A 20629-nucleotide genomic window follows, 5' to 3' on the forward strand; every position below is an offset into this window, starting at 1 on the left:
GATAATCTGTTCTTCCGTAAACCTGGCTCGCTTCATCTGTCCGTCCTTCAGAAGGCCGGACTCTAACTTCAACCGGAGGAAATCGGCAGGGGCAGGTCAGAAGCCATAGACCTGATGCGGTCCAGGCACCGGCTTCAACTCGGTGCCGCGATCACCGTTGAACGTCGTCCAGATGCCGGATGAGGTATTGCGGATGCCAGTGTGTTTGAACTTGGCTCGTCCGCATTTTGGTATCCCGCAGTCTCCGCAGATAATAGCCCTGTGTCTGAACGGCTAACTTGATCTCGTCGCTGACCTTAGAAACTCTTTTTTTGCTCTTCCGCCATTTGCTTGGCGAACCAAATGTCGGGATCGGAGAGCCTTTGCTTAAGACGAGCAGATCACGTTTATGATTGATATAGAGGTCAAACATTTTCACCCCCGACTGACCAATTTAATGTCTCGGGCGTGTGCACGGCTTAAATGTGCAACGCGGAAAATCTGCCGCTGAAGCTCAGGCGTAGAAACGATCCGACGCAAGCCTGCCTCCCTGTGAATTGCGGGGGAAATGCGCACAATTGCACCTCGGGCGGCAATTTATGCTTGTATGTTGTTCGTATGTCGCGCTCACGCACCTGCTCTCTTCTTGATCGATACGAACTAGCGATTGACGAGATCGTCGCCGCTTGTGACGGCGACGTGCATGGCGCACTTAGAGCCCTGATGCTTGTCAACGAGCAGCTAGAGCGAAGGTTGGAGCGGATAAGCTCTCAATTTGATGATCAACCAGAGGACCATCCGCCCAAGGAATTCCTCCACTAGCCGCGCTGCTCGCTCTACTGACACCAATTTCTTCGAGAGCGAGCCATCGACGCGCGGCGGCTTCGTGCCCCAGCGCATGGTCACCATTTCCCTGCCAGCGTCGGTGTTGCGGACCACCGGAGCCGGATAGTCGGGAAACACGCCCGGCATCGGTGAAGAATTCTTAACCTCTATCCGTGATAATACGGGAATTCATTTTTTCGCTTTCCAGATTGCCCATGCATCTCATCGCCACGCGAAAGTATGCATTTATCGCTACTCAAACGCTTACCGAACGTCAGGCGCGCAACAGTCTATTCAGGCTCGGCGAGAATGAGTTCCTGCTGCATATGACTTCTGACGAAGACTTCGAAGAAGAGCGGCTGGTTTGGCTTGATAGTAGAGCCGCTCTGCTTTGGATCAATCAAACGACCGACGAATTTGGAATGGACTGGGAGTGATCGCCAGTGGTCGAAACCCGGATTGCGCCCCGCTATCGCGTTTCGAAGCCGGCGCAGATTGAATATGGCGGCGACAAGACCTCCTGCATTATTCGTGATCTCTCTATCACGGGCGCCGCTCTGCAGCTTTCCGATCTGAGCGCGACCATTCCTGCCGCGTTCACGTTGATCATACCTGAAGACAAACTGAAGATATCGTGCCGCGTGGTCTGGCGAAGAGCGTACAAGATTGGCGTAACTTTCGATTAGCGTCATCAAGAGACCTTGCGGTCGGCCGTCGCTGTCAACCATGGCGCTCGCGCCGGCGGCTGACGATCCAGCTCAGCAACAGCGCGACAGCGACGACGACCAGCGCGATGAAGGCCACGGCTTGCCATGGCGACATCGTTAACATCACGCTGATCGAGCGGCGACTCGCCGTTCTTGGCGGCCATCTGCTGACAGACAGCCGCGATCTCGGTGCGCGCTTCAAATACGATCCGCTCGATGCTGCGCCTGATCGCGAGGTTGCCACGCGGCGCGCACCGCGTAGGCAAGCTCGACAAGGCGGTCAGCGTCACACCGGCAATGCCGTCGATCAGCGCATCAATATCTGCCCGGCGCACTAGTTCGCGCTTCTTCTCCAGCGAGAGCAACTGCAACATCTCGGTCTTGACTTAACGTGATCGGCGTCGGCCTTGGCGCGCGGATGCCGTCGCTCTCGTCGCAAGTATCGTAGATAGGCAACGCGCTTCCGGTCGAGCGGGAAGCCATCACGTTGCCGCTCGATCACCCTCGGCTTCGCGCTTGGCGACGTACGTCGCTGTATACCCGACCATGCTAGACTTGCCGCTGGCTCACTCAGAACGACATCCGCCGGACTTCGTTAGGACGTGAACGCGGCGCCAACTCCAGAAGGACTACTGTCCCCACCCCGTTCAACATTGCCCGGGGAGAGGACCTGCGTAACCGAATGTGGCGCTTGCAGTTTCCACTCGCCTATTTATTTCCCCTTCTCCGCCCTGCTTAGAGCGCGTTTCCCATCCACGATTGCTGCGAATGAGGGCTTGGCGCGTCTCTAGTGCTGCAAGGAAGGTCCATTGCGCAGGTGAAGCGAGCGTTGCATACCGAATTGACCTTTCGGCGCAGGCTGCGCCGCATGCTTGTCGTTGCAGCCATCGTTGGCCCCGTGGCGCTGGCGCCCGAGATGAGCTCGGCTGAAAGCCTGCTTGATTTCCTTTTCGGCGGCGGCCAGAAGCAGCAACAACAGACTCCAATTTTCGGCAATCTTTTCAATAATAACCCGCAATCACCGCCGCCGCGGCCGGTCGTCGCAAGAGCGGGGCCCGCTTTCTGCGTGCGCAGCTGCGACGGCAAGTATTTTCGGCTGATGCGCGGTGCCGCCTCGCCGGCGCAGATGTGCCAGGCTTTCTGTCCGGCAAGCCCGACCAAAGTTTTCTTCGGCTCCAGCATCGACGGCGCCTATGCCGCAACCGGCGAACGCTACGCCGATAGCGAAAACGCCTTTGCCTATCGAAAGGCGCTGAGCGCCGACTGCACCTGCAACGGCCACAATCCCGCCGGTCTCGCGTCAATCGACCTTGCGATCGACGGTTCGCTGCGCTCGGGCGACGTACTCGCCACCGCCGACGGCCTCGTCGCCTATTCGGGTATACGGGTCGGCAACGACCAGACCCCGGATTTCACGCCGGTAGCCTCTTTTCCGGGCCTGACGCCGGAGGTGCGCGCCCGGTTGACCGATATGAAGGTCGCGCCGGCGCGAGCCGACATGACGGCAAACAAGGCGGCAACTTCCGAGGTGACCAGCATGCCGCTTCCCGCGGCGCCCCCCGCGCCGAAGCCGGTACCCGCGCGAAACAAGCGCGTCGATGCGGATTGATTCCGCAAATCTCCACCTGACAATCATATCTCGCGGTGCTTCGGTGCTAGTCCTACGCAGCCCTTGGCGCGGCCCCCTCAGAACCGTCGGCGAACCCTACAGAGCAGAGTGGATTTGCGCCCATTACCGTGCATAGCCACTCCGGAACTGTCATCAGAATGCAACAGCTAGTTCTGTTCCGTCGCGGCCGACAGCCGATTTAATTTGCAGATCGAGATATGCGAAGTAGCCTTGCAAACACCGGGGCCGGTAAATGCTTCACTTACTTTTTTGACCTGCCGCGGTGTAGTGGTGTTGAGATATTTTAGGTCGGTGGCGTTGAGGTAGGGCGTGCTGTGAGTTTCGCGGTGTCGATCCTCAAGATTTTGGATGGTCAGCCTGATGGCCGGGCCACACTCGACGCCGTCAAACAGCATTTGGCCGTGTTCTATTCGAGCGGCTCGGAATGGTCGCAACGGATGAAGCGGCTGGCCGAGCGGGCACCATCAACCATCGACATTTTCGGCCAGAAGTTGATTACGCGAGAGCCGGGCGAGTGGCGCATTACCGTGGCCGGCAGAGCCTTCCTAGCCGCCTTGGAAAGTCCAGCGGCAGCCGTTCTTGAGCCGACGCTTGCTGATCTGACTGAGCGACCGCCGGCAAGCGAGCCTCCACCCCTTACAAACGGGCGGCACCACCGCGTCGATGATCGCAAAGCGCGTCACGGGAGAAGGCGACTGATCGCGCGCGAGCGCCGGTCGGCATAAGCCCGCGTGCATCGGCCGCCCCAGGCCGCTTACAGTCAACGGGACACGCCAGCATCGTGAGCTCCAGCGTCGCCGCAGGGAAGTGCCAGCATTGCGCAAATTCGCCAACGCGAGGGCAGGCATCACCGCTGCCCTAATGGACAATAGTCCATCGCGGCTACTCGCTTGATAATCGGGCGACCGTTGATCAGCGGATCGATCCGGGCCTGTCATATCGCAAACACGAGGCCAGGCACTCGTCGACGATTCCGTTAAGGCGACAGGTGGCAGTGATTGCCACATTCAGCCAATCGCCAGCGCCTGCATTTTCGCGAATGGCTAACTCGGATTCGGACCCGCTTCTACAGGCCTAGCACCACCATCGACATCACGACTGTCGAGAATATGCTTACGGCGATCATCCCAAGGTTAAATGCGAACTCTGCGCTCATCACGCTTCCCCAAGTTGTAGCAGCCTTCACGCTTCTACGCCGATCAACTCAGTTAAATCGGCCTCCAAGTCTCGGACGATATCGAGGAGCAGAGCCGTCGCTGTAGGATCCGTCGTTTCCTGCGCCATCAATCGAAAGCGCCTGACTTCGTGCCAACGCTCTTTCCATTCCGTGTCAGTCATGGCGACCCCCATGCGCTGACCCCCAGCAAGGTATGGGTATTGGTTCCTTAAACTGTGAAATTATTGCGGCACTGGGCGGATTGATCCGGCCCGAGTCGCGAAGACCGCCCCGCGTGCTGGCCCTCGGTTGGGAAATCCGCGCCAGCGCATCATGTGAAACTAGGGCCTATTGGGGCCGGCGGTTTTTCGGCGGACCTTCCGTTTTCCAGTGTCTATCGAAAAAACACCTTTATTTCTAGATACTTACACCGTTTCCACAGGCCAAAAAAAACAACTGGCAGAAAGGACCACACGGTTTTGCCGTACGCACGGTTCGCTGCTCGCCGCATTATCTCCCGGCGTTGTCGACGTTGCCAGAAGAATGCTGGCGAGACGAACCTGACAGCATCGCTCGTCGACACGAAGCCTCGGGCTCACGGAGAGCAATCCGCCCTGCCCGCACTTTCGCGCCCGACGCTGTCGCGTCCACCGCAAGCCCGGCTCGCGAAACGTGACGACACAAGATCGCCCCTCTTGGTCGAGCTGGGATGGGCGACACATACGCCAATTCCGAATTTCGGTAAAGTGGAATATTTCTGCGCGGTGGGGTTGACGGGGCGGCGACACAGGGCACAGAGCCTTGCGCGTCCACTTGCAGCTGGCGATGGCTGCCTGCGACAATTCGGGCACGCTGCGGACATAAAGGCGCGGCAATCGCAGGGCTTGTCGATTCACCCCCGCCCCGCTTCCCCCGGAGTTCCCATGCCTTCTGCCGACACGCCGGCGACACGCCTTGCGACCAGGCTTGCCTTCCTCGTCGCGGGCTTCGGCATCGCGTGCTGGGCACCGCTGGTACCGTTCGCGAAGGCGCGGCTCGCCGTCGATGACGGCATCCTTGGACTGCTCCTGCTCAGCCTCGGCATCGGCTCGGTCGTCGCGATGCTCCTGACCGGCATCATGAGCGCACGCCATGGCAGCAAGCCGATCATCATTGCGGGCGGGCTCGGTCTCGCTTTCGTCCTGCCCCTGCTGGCAATCGCGAGCGCGCCCGCGACGCTGGCGCTGGCACTGTTCGCATTCGGCGCCGCGCTCGGCTCCATCGACGTTGCCATGAACATCCACGCGGTGGAGGTGGAACGCGCCGCGGGACGTCCGCTGATGTCCGGCTTCCACGCGCTGTTCAGCATCGGCGGCTTTGCCGGAGCCGCGCTGATGACCGCGCTGCTCTCGCTGGGACTCGGTGCGCTCGTTTGCACGCTGATCTGCTCCGTCCTGATGCTGATCGCAATGCTGGTGACCTGGCCGCGCCTGCTTCGCTCCGTGCAGGTGCAGGAGGGGCCTCTGTTCGTGCTACCGCATGGCTCCGTGCTCCTGCTCGCGCTGCTTTGCGCCATCACCTTCCTCGTCGAAGGCGCGATGCTCGATTGGGGCGCGCTACTCGTCATCGGCGCGGGCCTCGTCTCCGAAGCGCAAGGCGGGATCGGCTACATCGTGTTCTCGATCGCAATGACGATGGGGCGGCTCGGCGGCGACGCCGTCGTCGCGCGCATCGGAGACCGCACGACATTGGTCTGGGGCAGCCTCATTGCGATCGCGGGCTTCGCGGTCCTGCTCACGGCTCCCGTAGCAGTGGTCGGCGTCGGCGGCTTCCTGCTGATCGGCCTCGGCGCATCAAACCTCGTGCCGGTGCTGTTCCGCCGGGCGGCGAGGCAGAAGGTGATGCCCACGGGGCTCGCCGTCGCGGCGATCACGACCGCCGGCTACGCCGGCGTCCTCCTCGGTCCCGCCGGTGTCGGGTTCGTCGCACGTCTTGGCGGATTGCCGATGGCGTTCTGGCTCCTGGCTGCGCTGATGGGCCTCGTCACGCTGTCGGCGCGCATTGTTACGCGCGCAGACGGCTGAGCAGCCTCACAAATTGCTCAGCCCGATCGATTTGATCACGGGCGCCAGGCTTGCGGATGTGGCCTCGACGATGCGCTGGAATTTATCGGGGCTTGAATCGCTGTCCGGCTCCATGCCCTGGGCGCGATAGCTCGCCAGAAGCGCCGGATCGGACATGGCCAGCCGCGTGGCCTGCGCGATCCGGTCGATGATGGCATCGTCGGTGTGCTTGGGTGCAAAGATGCCGAACCATCCCTCATAGCGAAGATCCGGCATGCCGGATTCGACGGCAGTCGGAATCTCCGGTGCACCGCTCAGCCGCCTTTCGCTGGTGACCGCCAGCAGCCTGACCTTCCCGGCCTCGCTCAGCTCCTTCAATTGGACGGACATCACGCCAATGATGAGCGAGATCTGGCCGCTGACGAGGTCGTTGGCCGCCTGCGACATCCCCCGATAGGGCAAGTGGACGATATCCAATGCGCCCGCCTGCTGCTTGAAGGATTCGCCGACCAGATGGTTTCCGGTGGCGATGCCGGGCGTCCCGTAGGACAGCTTTCCCGGATTGGCCTTTGCGTAGGCGATCAACTCGCGCAGATTTGCGGCAGGCAACGACGGATGGACGGCGAAGACCAGCGCAGTGCTGATCAGACGGTAGATGGCGCGGAAATCGTCAACGGAATAGCCGGGATTTGCCGAGGTCAGGGGAATGATGACCTGCGTGCTGCCGTTGCCGAGCAGCAGCGAGTAGCCGTCGGGCTCCTCGCGCGCAACCGCGGCAGTCCCGATCGCGCCGCCGGCACCGCCGATATAGTCGACGAAGGTCGGCCCGAGCAGCGATGACATCTTGTCGACCCAGGGACGCCCGATCTGGTCCCCCGCTCCGCCGGCCCCGTACGGATGCACGAGACGAATGGGACGAGACGGGTAGTCGCCGGCTTGTCCGCTGCGGGGAAGCGCAGCTAGCGCCGCTGCGCCCGGTAACGCATGCACGAATTGTCGCCGCGTGAAGGAAGGCATGTTCAAATTCCGGAAGTCGGCAGTCAATGTGTGGCGGGACCGGCTCCCGGCCTGCCATCGCAGCAATCCGCGCCCACAGTCAATGCGACATCCGGATCAGCCCCGGCATCATGACATAGTCACGTGGGCCTAACTCTTTGCTTTGCAAGCATTATTTTGGCACTACAGTCCACCTAAACCGTCCGCGCAGGGCTTTCAGCCCTGCCCACTGCTTTCCGCCGGTTTACTGTACGCCTCGTTCTGATAGACGAGAAAGAAATACCTTTTGACTCCCTTCGAGGGGGCGATGGCGCGTGCCAGATCGTAACGAAGACTCGGCCATTTCCTTTGGGCCATTTCGACTGTTTCCGAAGTCCCGGCTCTTGGAGAAGGAGGGCTCGCCGCTTCATGTCGGCGGCCGCGCGCTCGACATTCTGATCTTCCTTGCCGGACGCCCCGGTGAAGTCGTCGACAAGAGAGAGCTGGTCAAGCGCATTTGGGCTGACGTCAATGTCGACGAGGGCAGCCTGCGCTTCCATATCGCGGCGCTGCGCAAGGCGCTCGGCGACACCGGCAAGTCGGCCCGTTATGTCGTCAACGTGCCCGGCCGTGGCTATTGCTTTGTCGCCTCGTTCGCTCAACCAACCCCGCCGGCCGCCCCTCCCCCGGCCGAAATCGCTGCTCCCCGCTCTCTGCCCGCTCAGCTTACCAAGATGATCGGCCGGGAAGACGTCATCGAGAAAATCTCGAACGGACTTTCGCTCTATCGCTTCATGACCGTGGTCGGACCGGGCGGCATCGGCAAGACCGCGGTCGCCGTCACCGTCGGGCATCGCCGCTCCCATGATTTCGGCGGACGTGTCTTCTTTGTCGATTTCGGCCCGCTGAGGGATGCCAGCCACATCGCTACCACCATTGCTTCGGCGCTCGGACTGACCATCAGTGCGGAGGATCCGACGCCGGCCCTGCTGACATTTCTGAAGACCGGCCCGGCCCTGCTGATCTTCGACAGTTGCGAACATGTGCTGGATAATCTGGCGCCGCTGGTCGAGCGCATCGTTCGCGAGGCGCCGCCGCTTCGTGTTCTCGCAACCAGCCGCGAATCGTTCCGGAGCGAAGGCGAGCGGATTTTCCGGCTATTCCCGCTGGATTGTCCGCCCGAGCGCGAAGGGCTTGCTGTCGCCGAGGTGCTTGCCTATCCCGCCGTTCAACTCTTCGTGGAGCGTATCGCGCAGAGTTCGGGTCCGTTCCAGCTCAGCGCAGAAGAGGCGCCCCTCGTCGCAAGCATCTGCCGGCGTCTCGACGGCATCGCGCTGGCGATCGAGCTCGCGGCGGGCCGCGTCAATGCTTACGGCATCGCCGGCACGGCATCCCTGCTCGACAGCCGCTTTTCGCTGCAATGGCGCGGGCGGCGCACCGCCGTGCCGCGGCACCAGACCCTCGCCGCGGCTCTCGACTGGAGCTACGATCTTCTGCCCGCTGCGGAGAGCGCTACGCTACGACGCCTGTCGGTCTTCGCCGGACCTTTCGCGCCGGAGGCGGCTGCCGCCGTCGCGTCCGGTGACGGCGTCACCGCATCGGAGACTCTCGAAGCGATCGACAGCCTGGTGACCAAGTCGCTGATCTCGCCGTCCGGCTCGCGGACGCTGCGTTATCGCCTGCTCGACACCACGCGCACCTATGCGCACGGAAAACTCAACGAGCTCGGCGAAACCAGGCAGTTCGCGCGCCGCCACGCCGAACATTTTCGCGATTTCTTCGGGCGCGCGGAGGCCGACAATTCGACGCCGCTGCCCGAATGGCTGAGCATCTATGGCGCGGAGCTGGATAATGTGCGCGCGGCGTTGGACTGGGCCTTCGGGCCCGACGGCGAGGCGACACTCGGTATCGTGCTGACGGCGGCCGCGGTCACGCTGTGGGTGCGTCTTTCGTTGTTCGCCGAATGCCGTGAGCGCAGCAGAACGGCGCTCGCAGCGCTCGGAGACACCGCCGAGGACAACCGCATCCGCATGCAGCTCCTGTCGGCGCTCGGCTGGTCGCTGATGTATGGCGAGGGCCGCGCGCGCGAGGCGCGGCCGATCCTCGAGACGACCCTCGAGCTGGCCGACAGGCTCGACGACAAGGACTTCCGGCTGCGCGCGCTCTGGGGCTTGTGCATCGACCAGTTCAACAACGGACAGTTCGGCAAGGCCCGTACGCTCGCCGATCGCTTTGCGAACGCCGCGGCGAACTCGCCCGACAGGACCGATGTCATGCTGGGCGATCGGCTGACGGCCGTCGCGCTGCACTATCTGGGGGACCAGAACGAGGCACGGCTGCGCATCGACCGGGTCAATGCATCGCTGCATGTGCTGGCGGAGAAGCCGAAAATCTTCCCGCTCGACCTCAGGATATCCACGCAATATTTTCGGGCCCGCATTCTGTGGCTTCAGGGCCTGGCCGATCAGGCCCAGGCTCTCACCGCCAGAAACATCGAGGAAGGCCGCGCCAACGGCCACGCGCTGACCTTCTGTAGCGTGCTGGGACAGGCCGCCTGCCCGATCACGTACTGGGCTGGCGATTTCGACGCCGCGGAGCGTCACGGCACTGAGCTGCTCGAACATACGGATCGCCACGCGATCCGGCTGTGGGGGCTGTGGGCGCGTGCCTTCAACGCCGCGGTTATCGTCAAGCGAGGCGACGTCGCGACGGGACTGCCGATGTTGAGTGAAGAGCTCAATCGCGCCGGCGATGCGCGCTTCCTGCCACGGTTTCTTCCCCTGCTCGGCGAGCTCGCCGCATGCTTTTTGGAGGCCGACCAGGTCGATCGCGGCCTCGACGTGATCGAGGATGTCCTGACCCGCTGCAACAACCGGCAGGAACTCTGGTATCTGCCGGAGCTGACCCGTATCAAGGGTGAATTGATGCTCAGGAGCCCGCGGCACGCAGGGGACGCCGAGGCCCATTTTCGCGAGGCCATGGGCATTGCCGTCCAGCAAGGCGCGCGCTTCTGGGAGCTGCGATGCGCGATCAGCCTCGCGCGAACCATGGTCGGGGCCGGCCAGAGCGCGAACGCTCTGGCCGTTCTCGACAATGTCCGTGGGGCCTTTGCCGAGGGCTCAGACTTCGCCGATATGCGCATCGCGCGCGACCTGATCGCGCAATTGCGAACCTGACCGTACGCGCTGACTGCGCTACGACGGGCTCAGCCTCCCGCAGCCGTCGCGCGCCGCGGCAGCTTCCAGTCGGGCCGGATGAAATGGCAGGTGTAGCCGTCAGGGTAACGTTCGAGATAATCCTGATGCTCCGGCTCGGCTTCCCAGAACTCTCCGGCCGGCGCGACCTCCGTCACCACCTTGCCGGGCCACAAGCCGGACGCCTCGACGTCAGCAATCGCGTCTTCGGCGGTCCGCTTCTGTTCGTCGCTCGTATAAAAGATCGCCGAGCGGTAGCTCGTGCCCAAATCGTTGCCCTGACGGTTGAGCGTGGTCGGATCGTGGATCTGGAAGAAGAACTCCAGCATGGTCCGGAAGCTGGTCTTGGCGGGATCGAAGACGATCTCGATCGCTTCGGCATGTCCTTCGTGATTGCGGTAGGTGGCGTTCTTCACCGCGCCGCCGGTGTAGCCGACGCGAGTCGAGATCACGCCGGGCTGCCTGCGGATCAGATCCTGCATGCCCCAGAAGCAACCTCCGGCCAAAACTGCGCGTTCCGTTGTCATATCTCCACTCCCAATTGATCCGTCTGTCCGTTCTGCATCCGTCGCATCCTATGCTTTTGGCGGCCCAGCCGAAAGCCGGGCATTTGTCCATCCGGTTCCTCTCGTGGAGGCCAAGGCTTCGACGAGCTCAGCTTCCCAACCAGAACCAGATGGACATAAATTGAGCGCGCCCTACGTCAGTTTGGCGTCGAGCGTGATCTCGGCGTTGAGCACCTTCGATACCGGACAGTTCTTCTCGGCCTCTCCGGCGATGCGGGCAAAGTCCGCCTCGTTGAGGTTCGGCACTTTCGCGCGCAGCGTCAGGGCCGACTTGCCGATCTTGAAGCCCTTGCCTTCGGGCTCGAGCGTGATCGCGGCTTCTGTTGAGAGTTCGTCCGGCGTGAAGCCGGCGAGCTGCAGGCCGAAGGCCAGCGCCATGGTGAAACAGCCGGCATGGGCCGCCGCGATCAATTCCTCGGGATTGGTGCCCTTCTCGCTCTCGAAGCGGGTCTTGAACGAATAGGGCGTCTCGGCGAGCACGCCGGATTCGCTCGATAGCTGACCAGTGCCATCGCGGCCGGTGCCCTTCCAAACTGCTTTTGCCTTGCGGATCATGTCATCTCTCCTTGCTTGGTTTGGCTCCGGCGCTCCGCACCGGAGGAAGGCGACATTGGCATTACCGCCTGTCGCCTCTCCAACCGGTCTAGCGCCGCAGCGGTTCCGTCACAGCCCCGTTCCGATGGAATCGGAACGGCGCTCTGGATTTATTGTTTTGGCGCGTTTTCTTGACGAACCGGTATCCACTTCGCTCGAAAACGCTTTAGCTGCCGATCTGTCCGACGTGGAAGCCCAGCCGGTTCTCGACGTCGCCGGCGCGGTGGAAGCCGCGCGACATCAGCGCCTTGATGCGGGTCTGGCTTGCGGGGCGGCCGAGCGAAGCCAGGAACGCGTCCCATTCCGGCTTGATCTCGACATCCGGCGGCAGGCTCGCGACGTCGACGAGACGCTTGGTCTCGGCAATGGCTTCCTTGTCAAAGGACGCGATGCGCATGGCCAGCGCTTCGACGAAGCCGTCGAGCTCGGCATCCGGCAACGACCGGTTCACATAGCCGTAACGTTCGGCGAGATCGCCGTGGATGTCGTCGGCGCCCAGCAGGACTTCGAGCGCGCGGCCACGGCCCATCAGGCGCGGCAGCCGCGCCATCGGCCCGCCGCCAGGCACGAGGCCCGCGCCAACTTCCCATTGCGACAAGATCGCCTTCTGGCGGCTGGCAAAGCGCATGTCGCTCGCGAGCGCCAGCTCGCTGCCGACGCCGGTCGCGCGGCCCCTGATCGACGCAATCGAGACCACCGGCGCGCGGCTGAGACGCACCAGCATATCAGGCAGTGCCTCGAGGCCGGTCGGCCCGGGCGCGATATTCAAGGAATCCTCCAGCGGCGCGAGGAAGTCGTAATGCGTGATGAAGAAGCCTTCGACGGCACTGTCGAACACCACGACCTTCACATCGGGATCGGTCTCGATCTCAGCGATGATGTCACCCAGCAGCGGGAGCTGCTTCGGGCCGAAAATATTCACAGGCGGCATGTCGAAGGTGACGCGCCAGTACGACGGCAAGCGGCGCTCCAAGCGGATCTCGTCGGTCGTGAAATTTCGTTCGGGACGATTCATGATCGTGATTCCTGATGTTGGGGCAAGCAGGGACGCGCGGAATGCGCGTCCCTGCTCGTTTCAGATCGACTGACGTACCGGGCGGAACGCGGTGCGCATTTCTGCAGAGAACAGCACGGGCTGCTCCCAGGCCGCGAAGTGGCCGCCGTTGTCGAGACGGTTGTAGTGCATCAGCTTCGGATAGGCCTTTTCCGTCCAGCTGCGCGGCGCGGCGTAGATCTCGTCCGGGAAGACGCTGACGGCGACCGGTATCTTCACGTGCTTCGGCTCGAAGAACACCAGCTTGTTCTCCCAGTACAGTCGCGCCGACGAGACCGCGGTGTTGGTGAGCCAGTAGAGCGTGATGTTGTCGATCACGTCGTCTCGCGACAGCCCTTCCGTCTTGCCGTCGAACACTCGCGCGATCATCGCAGTGCTGCGCGCATCGTGATCGAGCATCCAGGATGCGAGACCTGCCGGCGAATCCACCAGGCCATAGAGCGTCTGGGGCCGGTTCGCCATCTCGATCGCATAGCCGAGACCGTGCTTGTAGAAATCGTCGAGCTGATCGTAAGCATAGCGCTCGTCGGCCGAGAGGTTGGACGGCCGCGATCCGCCGGGCTGAAGCGCTTTGGCGATCTCGTCAGGAACCGTCGCGGGCATGTTCGTGTGAATACCAAGCAACTCCGGCGGCGCGATCACCGCCATCTGCTCTGTGATCGCGTTGCCCCAATCGCCGCCTTGGGCCACGTAGCGGGTGTAGCCAAGGCGCTTCATCAGCACGATCCAGGCGCGCGCGACGCGCTGCGGGTCCCAGCCCAGTTCCGTCGGCTTGCCGGAGAAACCGTGGCCGGGCAGCGAGGGGATCACGAGATCGAAGGCGTCCGCCGCCTTCGCGCCATGTGCGGTGGGATCGGTGAGCGGGACGACGATCTTCATCTGCTCGATGATCGAGCCCGGCCAGCCATGCGTCACGATCATCGGCAGCGCGTTTTCATGGCGGGAGCGCACGTGAATGAAGTGGATGTCGACGCCGTCGATCTCGGTGACGAATTGCGGCAAGGCGTTCAGCCGCGCTTCTATCTTGCGCCAGTCGTAACCGTCCTGCCAGTAGCGCACGAGCTGCTGCACCGTCGTCAGCTGCACGCCCTGCGACTGGTCGGCGACGATCTCGCGGTCGGGCCAGCGCGTTGCGGCGAGGCGACGACGGAGGTCCAGCAGATCCTCCTCGGGCACGTTGACCTGGAACGGACGCATGGCGCCGCTTGCAGCGGCCTTCGCCGGATGCAGCGGCAGCAAGCTCGATACGCTTGCGGCAACAGCGGTCATCGCGGCCTGGGTCAGCAGTTGACGGCGGTCGGGATTGAGAATGTCGGTGCGTGCGTGGTTGGTCATATTGGATCTCCCTTGCTGTGGTCGGTGACGCTGACCGAATTCAAAATGGACGCGTCGGTTCGTTGTCCACACAGTGACCCAGGCATCGGCCATTTGCTCGTTATGGATTGTTAGAGAGCGTTAGCCGTTGCGAGTCCGCGCGATGCAAGGCGGGCGAAGACGACGATACGCGCAAGGCCAATGCGACACGGCGCGCGACGACCAGGTCATCGCGCGCCGTGTCGGCCAAGCCAGGAGCTACGTTCGCTCCAACTCAGGACGGGAGCGGCTCGCCGGCCTGTTCGCGGACGACATAGTCGGCGTACCAATCGGCCCAGTTCGCGTCGTGCCCGCCGGTCCGCTTTTCGTGCTCGCCATGGGCCGCCGCCGCGCGGCGCAGTGCCGCGGCCAGCGCAGCCTGCGAAGCGAATGTCGTGCCGTCGCCCGGGCAGACGCGTGGTGATCTCCTGAAACAGCCAGCCATTGCCGTCGGGATCGCTGAACGCGGCAAACGAGCTGTAGCTGCCGCGCTTCGGGTCAGCACCGTTGACCCGAACGCTGCCGGACAAATATGGCTCGTCGTGGCCGGCGTGAATATCGCCGGCACCGTGGAATGGAGCACTGACCTCGATGCCGCGGTCGAGCAGATCCTGTCGGGCCGCCTCCAGATCGGAGACGACCAGGTACAGGCCCCGCACCGAGCCGGGCGCCGCCGCCGTCACGTTCCTGCCGAAGATCACCGAGCAGGCCGAGCCCGGCGGCGTGAACTGGATCACGCGCCAGTCATCGCTGGAGGCAAAATCGGCGTCCAGTCGCCAGCCGAGACGCGTGTAGAACGCCTTGGCGCGGTCGACATCCGACACGGGGATCACGACCACCTCGAGCCTCATATCAACGCCGCTAGATTCAGAACCCTTGGCCGCGGCGTCGCGTTCGATTTCGCTGGTAGCCATGTTCGAACTCCCTGAGTTGAATTTAAAACAAGCTTCAAGCGGCAATCGGCATCACGATGGTCACGCGTGTGCCGCCCTCTCCCGCCTCGCCGTGCAGGCGGGCGCGGATGCTGCGTGCGAGTCCTTCGAGAATCCGGCTGCCGGTGCCCTGAAGCGGCCCGGTCGCGCCGATTCCATTATCGGCCACTGTGCAGAACCAGGCGCCGTCGCGAACGGCCATGTCGATGCGGATCAGTGCATCCTTCTTGTTGGTGAAGGCATGCTTCGCCGCATTCGTCACCAGCTCCGTCAGCATCAGCGCGAGCCTATGACATTGCGATGCGGGCAGCGTGCCGCTTGCAATGGCAGCCTCGCAGCGGATGCCCGCCGGCTCCAGCACGGCCTCGGAAATCGCTGCGCACAGGTTTTCGAAGAAGGCCTCGACCGGGATCGCCGTATGCCCGCCATTGTCGGACAAGAGTTGATAGAGCCTGCCGAAGGCGACGATGCGCCGCTCGAGCCGGTCCGCGGCAAGCGACACGTCCCGGGTGCCTGCCCGCGTGAAATCGCGGCGAACTGACGCACCCAGCAGTGTCAGCGTGTTCTTCATCCGATGGTGGGATTCCCGCAGCACGAGTTCCCAGTCACGCGACTGATCCTCAAGACTGGCGACAAATTGAGATTGAACGACATGGTCGTTCGGCCGAGCACCGATACCGGACATCATAGCCTCCCCGTTCCAAATAGCGCTTAACTCGGAGGCCATACTGGATGCAGTTCGCGCGCTTTGCTCGTTAGACGTTGCAAGTTCTTGTTATGATCGGCGGTACGACGGTCGGACTCCGAACTGTCAGTTCGGCGGCCAAGCACGCTGCCGAATTGTCCCGATCACTTCGCAAATGCTGCGTTTGAGCAAAATTTGCTACGGATTGTCGCGCAACCGGCCAATTGCAGCCGCCACCCGATTTCGCCACTTTCGACCAGTTTACTCAGGGTTCCGTTCTGGTAGATCAAAGTGCGGATGTCAGCCCTTTCACTGGAAATCATTGGCCCGTGCCGGACACTAACGACCAGGATTCGGCCATCGCTTTCGGTCCATTCCGGCTGTTCGCAAAGTCGCGGCTGCTCGAGAAGGACGGCGCCCCGATTCACCTCGGCGGCCGTGCGCTCGACATCCTGGTTTTTCTCGCCGAGCGCGCCGGCGAGGTGGTGGACAAGCGGGAGTTGATCAAGCGCATCTGGGCCGACGTGAACGTCGATGAAGGCAGCCTGCGCTTCCACATCACGACGCTGCGCAAGGCGTTGGGCGATGCCGGCGAAGGCGCCCGCTACGTCGTCAACGTCCCCGGACGCGGTTATTGTTTCGCGGCCCCGCTGCTCCGGGCTGCCCCGTTGGAGAGCCGGATCAGCCTGCCCGCGGCTTCACCTCGCTCACTGCCCTCGCCGCTCGCGAAAATGATCGGGCGGAACGATGCGGTCGAGAGAATTTCCGCCGAGCTGGCGCAGCATCGTTTCGTCACCATCGTCGGCCCAGGCGGGATCGGCAAGACCTCGGTCGCACTGGCCGTCGCGCATGGCGAGCTCCCGGCGTTCGACGGCCAGGTGTGTTTCGTCGATTTCGGCGCACTGACGGAGGCCCGGCTCGTTCCCGGAACGATTGCGGCCGCACTGGGCCTGACCGTCAATTCCGACGACCCGAGGCCCGGGCTGCTGACGTTCCTGCGCAGCCGGCGGATGCTGCTGGTCTTCGACAGCTGCGAGCACATCCTCGACGACCTCGCCCCCCTGGCCGAGCGCATCGTGCGGGAAGCGCCCGAGCTGCATATTCTCGCCACCAGCCGCGAATCCTTCCGCACTGAAGGTGAGCGGGTCCATCGGCTGTTTCCGCTGGATTGCCCGCCACAGCGCGACGGACTCGGTATCGCCGATATCCTTGCCTATCCCGCAAGCCAGCTCTTCGTGGAGCGCATTGCCGACAGCATGGGCGATTTCGAGCTCAGCGAGGAAGATGCGCCGCTCGTTGCCGATATCTGCCGGCGGCTGGACGGCATTGCGCTCGCGATCGAGCTCGCGGCCGGGCGTGTGAACGCCTATGGCATTGCCGGAACAGCCTCGCTGCTGGACAGCCGCTTCTCGCTGCTGTGGCGCGGGCGGCGCACCGCTGTCCCGCGGCACCAGACCCTGAGCGCAGCGCTCGCCTGGAGCTACGATTTGCTGCCCGCAGCCGAAAGCGCAACGCTGCGTGGATTGTCGGTGTTCGTCGGGCCGTTCACCCTGGAAGCCGCGCTTGCGGTCGCCTCCTGTCAGGGCATCGGCGAGCCGGAAGCCGTCGAGGCGGTCTCGAATCTACTCTCCAAATCGCTGATCGCGACCTCGCCTGCGGAGCGGCGGCTGCGCTATCGCCTGCTGGACACGACGCGCGCCTTCGTCGCGGACAAGCTTGTCGAGAACGGGGAAGCTGGCGGCGCCGCACGCGGCCACGCCGAATATTACCGCGACTTCCTGCGCGACATCGCGCTCAAATCCACGGGCATGCAGACGGCGGGCGGCTTCCTTCCCTATGCCGACCACCTGCCCAATGTCCGGGCGGCACTGACCTGGAGTTTTTCCGAGGGCGGAGACCGAACGATCGGCGTGGATCTGGCAGCGTCGGCGGCCCAGTTCTTCCTCGAACTGACATTGCTGACGGAGTGCTATCGCTGGACGCAGCAGGCACTTGTCCCTCTCGATACGAATTCGATCGACAGCCGCCATGAAATGACATTGCAGGCCGCGCTCGGCGTCTCCGCGATGTTCACGCAGGGCAACACCGAAACGGTCCGGTCGGCATTCACGCGCAGTCTCCAGCTTGCCCGTGAGCTCGAGGATTTACATTGGCAGCTCTGGCTGCTGCGCGGATTGCACATCTACCTGACCAGGGTCGGAGATTTTCACGGCGCGCTCGGGACCGGCGAACAGAGCGAAAGCGTCGCGCGGAAGCTGAACGATTCCGCCAGCACGCTAAACGTCGAATGGATGCTGGGCGTCGCACATCATTTGATCGGCAACCAGGACAAGGCGGTGCAGTTCTGCGAGAGCGCGATGGTGCACAATCCCGGCTCGCAGCGGCTGAATATCGGGCATCTCGGCTATGACGACCGCATTGTCGCACTGGTGGCGTTGGCGCGCGGGCTTTGGCTCACAGGCCGGCCCGATCGTGCGATCGAGGCGGCCAGATACACCGTTCGCGAGGCCGAGTTGCTCGAACAGCCGCTCACTCTCGGTATTTCCCTGATCTGGACGATCTACGTGTTCCTCTGGGTCGGCGACTGGGCCAATGCCGAAATCCTGATCGAGCGGCTGATCGAGCATTCCGCGCGGCACTTCCTCGGCCCCTATCACGCGGTCGGCATCGGCCAGAAGGGTGAGCTGCTGCTTCGCCGCGGCGACGTCGCGGGCGGCATCGAGCACCTTCGCCGCAGCCAGGCCACGCTGTACGCGACGCGACACCGGATCATGACGACGGTGTTTGCGACGGCGCTCGCCGAGGGCCTCGCCTCCCAGAACCAGGCCGGCGAAGCGTTGCAGACGATCAACGAGGCCATCGCCCAGATCCCCGATCACGGCGAATCCTTCGATATGCCGGAGATGCTCAGGATCAAGGGCGACATCCTTGCGCGGTCGGGTAACGCTGCGGAGGCCGAGAGCTATCTGGACAAATCGCTCGATCTGGCGCGGCGGCAAGGCGCGGTCGGCTGGGAGCTCCGCGGAGCGATCAGCCTCGGCCGCCTCTGGGAGGGGGCCGGCAAGGCCGTCGACGCACGCGCCCTGCTCACCCCTCTCGTCGCGCGGTACCAGGAGGGCCTCCAGAGCCGCGATCTGGTCGCCGCGAGGGAGCTCCTGGGCGGCCTGAATTGAGAGTATCTTCAACGGGATACCGTAAGAATATCCGCTCGCAACTCCTAACAACTTCTAACACGCCAAGCCGCGTCCGCCCCGCCATGGTGGTGGCACTTCATGGTGGATATGGCGGGACATGGCGCTTCTTGACGATGTAATTGATGCCAGCGGCGGTTTGGCCCGCTGGAACAGCTTGAACCGGTTCACGCTCCACCTTTCCGTCAGCGGAACGCTGTTCTCCAACGCAGGACATGCCAGGGAATTCAAAGACGTGACGGCGGAAGGTTCGACCCGGACGCAATCGGTCCGCTTTACCGGCATCACCGGCGGCGAACACTCCGGATCCTTTCAACCCGATGCGATCACGATCGAGAGCCTGGAGGGTGAGGTGCTGCGGACCTGGCGTAACCCGAGCCTTGCGTTCACCGAGGTCGGCTCGCCTGCGCTTGCGGACGAACTGCACCTCGTCTTCTTCTGCGGCGTCGCGATCTGGAATTATCTGACCAATCCATTCCTGCTCGCCCATCCCGATGTGGTGGTGGAGGAACTGCCACCGTGGCAGGAGAACACGGAGTCATGGCGGCGGCTGCGGGCGCAGTTCCCGCCGAGCCTGATCACGCTCGCGCCCGAGCAGATCTTCTATTTCGACGAGAACGCGTTGCAACGGCGAAACGATCACGATCTGTTCGGGATGAAAGTCGCGCATTACTCCTGGGCTCATGACAGCTTCGGCGGAATCGTGGTGCCGACGCTTCGACGTGCGCAGACGCTGCGGCCCGACGGAACCGTGGTCGCCAAGCCCGTGCTGATGGACGTCGAGATCTTCGACGCCGTCTTCGAGTAGCGTCCCGCGCGACATCTCCAGCTCTCAACGTCTAACAATACATAACGGGCCAACAGCCGGTCTTGAGCGCAGATTGCGGCCGCGAGCAACGAACGACGTGACGTGCTCGGACGAGACCCAGGTCGGCGCATCTCCACCGCAATGGAGTGCGTCATCGCAGCAAACGCACTCAAGGAGAACGGTCATGAAAATATTGATGGTCATCACCTCGCACGACCAGCTCGGCAACACCGGACGCAAGACGGGCTTCTGGCTCGAAGAGCTCGCCGCCCCCTATTTCGTCTTCAAGGATTCCGGGGCCGAGATCACCCTCGCCTCGCCGAAGGGCGGCCGTCCGCCGCTCGACCCCAAGAGCAACGAGCCCGAATTCCGCACCGACCTGACGCTGCGCTTCGAGGCCGACGCCGCGGCGGAAGCGCAGCTCGACAAGACGGTTCGCCTCGACAGCGTCAGGCAGCAAGATTTCGACACCGTCTTTTATCCCGGCGGTCACGGCCCGATGTGGGATCTCGCCGAGGACAAGGACTCGGTCAAGCTCATCGAATCGTTCCTTGCCGCCGGCAAGACAGTCGCAGTCGTGTGCCACTCGACTGGTGCGCTGCGCCACGTCAAGACACCCGACGGCAAGCCATTGGTTCAGGGCAAGGAGGTGACCGGTTTCACCAACGGTGAAGAGGAGGACGTCGGCCTCACTAAGGTGGTGCCGTTCCTGGTCGAAGACGAAATGCTGAAGCTCGGCGCCGTCTTCTCGAAAACGGCAAACTGGGGCGTTCACGTCGTCACCGACGGCCTCCTGATCACGGGCCAGAACCCGCACTCCTCGGGTCCGGCCGCGGAAGCCCTGCTCGCCGCGGTGAAGGGCAAGCCGCTGGCGCGCGCCTCGTAAATCCTGGATGCGGCACGTTGCGAGAGGCGCTCGCGATGGCGCCTCTCGATGC

At 63.0% G+C, this 20629-nt stretch carries 20 protein-coding genes and 3 pseudogenes; 10 read left to right on the forward strand and 13 right to left on the reverse strand.

Going from position 1 to position 20629, the window contains the following annotated elements; genetic code table 11:
* Positions 1-99 precede the first annotated feature (99 nt).
* A pseudogene (locus tag IVA74_RS39790) lies at positions 100-180 on the reverse strand (SOS response-associated peptidase); the annotation flags it as partial.
* Positions 152-412 (reverse strand): hypothetical protein, encoded by a 261-nt coding sequence (locus tag IVA74_RS39795; protein WP_247353496.1) that lies wholly within the window; start codon positions 410-412, stop codon positions 152-154. The pseudogene IVA74_RS39790 and the gene IVA74_RS39795, both read right to left, overlap by 29 nt.
* A 185-nt stretch (positions 413-597) precedes the next feature.
* On the opposite strand from IVA74_RS39795, the gene IVA74_RS39800 reads away from it, so the two are divergent.
* On the forward strand, positions 598-801 hold the full coding sequence (locus tag IVA74_RS39800; protein WP_247353579.1) for a hypothetical protein: 204 nt from the start codon (positions 598-600) through the stop codon (positions 799-801).
* 54 nt (positions 802-855) lie between these two features.
* Here the strand turns inward: IVA74_RS39800 and IVA74_RS39805 are convergent.
* Positions 856-951: pseudogene (locus IVA74_RS39805) on the reverse strand (SOS response-associated peptidase); the annotation flags it as partial.
* 68 nt (positions 952-1019) lie between these two features.
* Here IVA74_RS39805 and IVA74_RS39810 point away from each other — a divergent pair.
* Complete coding sequence (locus IVA74_RS39810) at positions 1020-1241, forward strand: hypothetical protein (protein ID WP_247353498.1); 222 nt, start codon at positions 1020-1022, stop codon at positions 1239-1241.
* A gap of 6 nt (positions 1242-1247) precedes the next feature.
* On the forward strand, positions 1248-1490 hold the full coding sequence (locus IVA74_RS39815; protein WP_247353500.1) for a PilZ domain-containing protein: 243 nt from the start codon (positions 1248-1250) through the stop codon (positions 1488-1490).
* A gap of 5 nt (positions 1491-1495) precedes the next feature.
* Here IVA74_RS39815 and IVA74_RS39820 read toward each other — a convergent pair whose 3' ends face one another.
* Complete coding sequence (locus IVA74_RS39820; protein ID WP_247353502.1) at positions 1496-1885, reverse strand: hypothetical protein; 390 nt, start codon at positions 1883-1885, stop codon at positions 1496-1498.
* Positions 1886-2298: 413 nt separating this feature from the next.
* A complete protein-coding gene (locus tag IVA74_RS39825) occupies positions 2299-2529 on the reverse strand; it encodes a hypothetical protein (protein WP_247353587.1) in 231 nt (76 codons plus the stop codon).
* Here IVA74_RS39825 and IVA74_RS39830 point away from each other — a divergent pair.
* Together IVA74_RS39830 and IVA74_RS39835 are read left to right on the forward strand one after the other, a co-directional pair.
* Positions 2428-3120, forward strand: coding sequence for a DUF2865 domain-containing protein (locus tag IVA74_RS39830; RefSeq protein WP_247353580.1), 693 nt, complete (start codon positions 2428-2430; stop codon positions 3118-3120). The genes IVA74_RS39825 and IVA74_RS39830 overlap by 102 nt on opposite strands.
* Before the next feature lie 347 nt (positions 3121-3467).
* On the forward strand, positions 3468-3866 hold the full coding sequence (locus tag IVA74_RS39835) for a hypothetical protein (protein ID WP_247353504.1): 399 nt from the start codon (positions 3468-3470) through the stop codon (positions 3864-3866).
* A 457-nt stretch (positions 3867-4323) separates the two neighbouring features.
* Here the strand turns inward: IVA74_RS39835 and IVA74_RS39840 are convergent, their stop codons facing one another.
* A complete protein-coding gene (locus IVA74_RS39840) occupies positions 4324-4479 on the reverse strand; it encodes a hypothetical protein (RefSeq protein ID WP_247353506.1) in 156 nt (51 codons plus the stop codon).
* 741 nt (positions 4480-5220) lie between these two features.
* On the opposite strand from IVA74_RS39840, the gene IVA74_RS39845 reads away from it, so the two are divergent.
* On the forward strand, positions 5221-6360 hold the full coding sequence (locus IVA74_RS39845; protein WP_247353508.1) for an MFS transporter: 1140 nt from the start codon (positions 5221-5223) through the stop codon (positions 6358-6360).
* A 6-nt stretch (positions 6361-6366) separates the two neighbouring features.
* Here the strand turns inward: IVA74_RS39845 and IVA74_RS39850 are convergent, their stop codons facing one another.
* The gene (locus IVA74_RS39850; RefSeq protein WP_247353510.1) at positions 6367-7356 is read right to left on the reverse strand and encodes a tripartite tricarboxylate transporter substrate binding protein; all 990 of its coding nucleotides are present in this window, start codon (positions 7354-7356) and stop codon (positions 6367-6369) included.
* Between the two features lie 293 nt (positions 7357-7649).
* Here IVA74_RS39850 and IVA74_RS39855 point away from each other — a divergent pair, with 293 nt between their 5' ends.
* Positions 7650-10490: a winged helix-turn-helix domain-containing protein gene (locus IVA74_RS39855; protein WP_247353511.1), complete on the forward strand. Its 2841-nt coding sequence runs from the start codon at positions 7650-7652 to the stop codon at positions 10488-10490.
* Between the two features lie 29 nt (positions 10491-10519).
* Here IVA74_RS39855 and msrA read toward each other — a convergent pair whose 3' ends face one another.
* The 6 genes and pseudogenes from msrA to IVA74_RS39885 form a co-directional block, all read right to left on the reverse strand.
* Entirely contained in the window at positions 10520-11035 is a 516-nt protein-coding gene (gene msrA, locus IVA74_RS39860; protein ID WP_247353513.1) for a peptide-methionine (S)-S-oxide reductase MsrA, read from the reverse strand.
* A 171-nt stretch (positions 11036-11206) separates the two neighbouring features.
* Complete coding sequence (locus IVA74_RS39865) at positions 11207-11629, reverse strand: OsmC family protein (RefSeq protein WP_247353515.1); 423 nt, start codon at positions 11627-11629, stop codon at positions 11207-11209.
* Between the two features lie 205 nt (positions 11630-11834).
* Positions 11835-12683: an enoyl-CoA hydratase/isomerase family protein gene (locus IVA74_RS39870; RefSeq protein ID WP_247353517.1), complete on the reverse strand. Its 849-nt coding sequence runs from the start codon at positions 12681-12683 to the stop codon at positions 11835-11837.
* A gap of 60 nt (positions 12684-12743) precedes the next feature.
* Positions 12744-14057, reverse strand: a complete 1314-nt coding sequence (locus tag IVA74_RS39875; protein ID WP_247353519.1) for an epoxide hydrolase — start codon at positions 14055-14057, stop codon at positions 12744-12746.
* 253 nt (positions 14058-14310) lie between these two features.
* Positions 14311-14989 (reverse strand): annotated as a pseudogene (locus IVA74_RS39880) (VOC family protein).
* Between the two features lie 34 nt (positions 14990-15023).
* Positions 15024-15692: a sensor histidine kinase gene (locus IVA74_RS39885; protein WP_247353521.1), complete on the reverse strand. Its 669-nt coding sequence runs from the start codon at positions 15690-15692 to the stop codon at positions 15024-15026.
* Positions 15693-16021: 329 nt separating this feature from the next.
* Here IVA74_RS39885 and IVA74_RS39890 point away from each other — a divergent pair, with 329 nt between their 5' ends.
* The 3 genes from IVA74_RS39890 (at position 16022) to IVA74_RS39900 (ending at position 20577) form a co-directional block, all read left to right on the forward strand.
* Positions 16022-18865 (forward strand): winged helix-turn-helix domain-containing protein, encoded by a 2844-nt coding sequence (locus tag IVA74_RS39890; protein ID WP_247353522.1) that lies wholly within the window; start codon positions 16022-16024, stop codon positions 18863-18865.
* A gap of 118 nt (positions 18866-18983) precedes the next feature.
* A complete protein-coding gene (locus IVA74_RS39895; RefSeq protein WP_247353524.1) occupies positions 18984-19691 on the forward strand; it encodes a hypothetical protein in 708 nt (235 codons plus the stop codon).
* Between the two features lie 184 nt (positions 19692-19875).
* A complete protein-coding gene (locus IVA74_RS39900; RefSeq protein ID WP_247353527.1) occupies positions 19876-20577 on the forward strand; it encodes a type 1 glutamine amidotransferase domain-containing protein in 702 nt (233 codons plus the stop codon).
* Positions 20578-20629 lie beyond the last annotated feature (52 nt).

Origin of the sequence: Bradyrhizobium sp. 132, assembly GCF_023074185.1 — a bacterium.
Classification (GTDB): domain Bacteria; phylum Pseudomonadota; class Alphaproteobacteria; order Rhizobiales; family Xanthobacteraceae; genus Bradyrhizobium.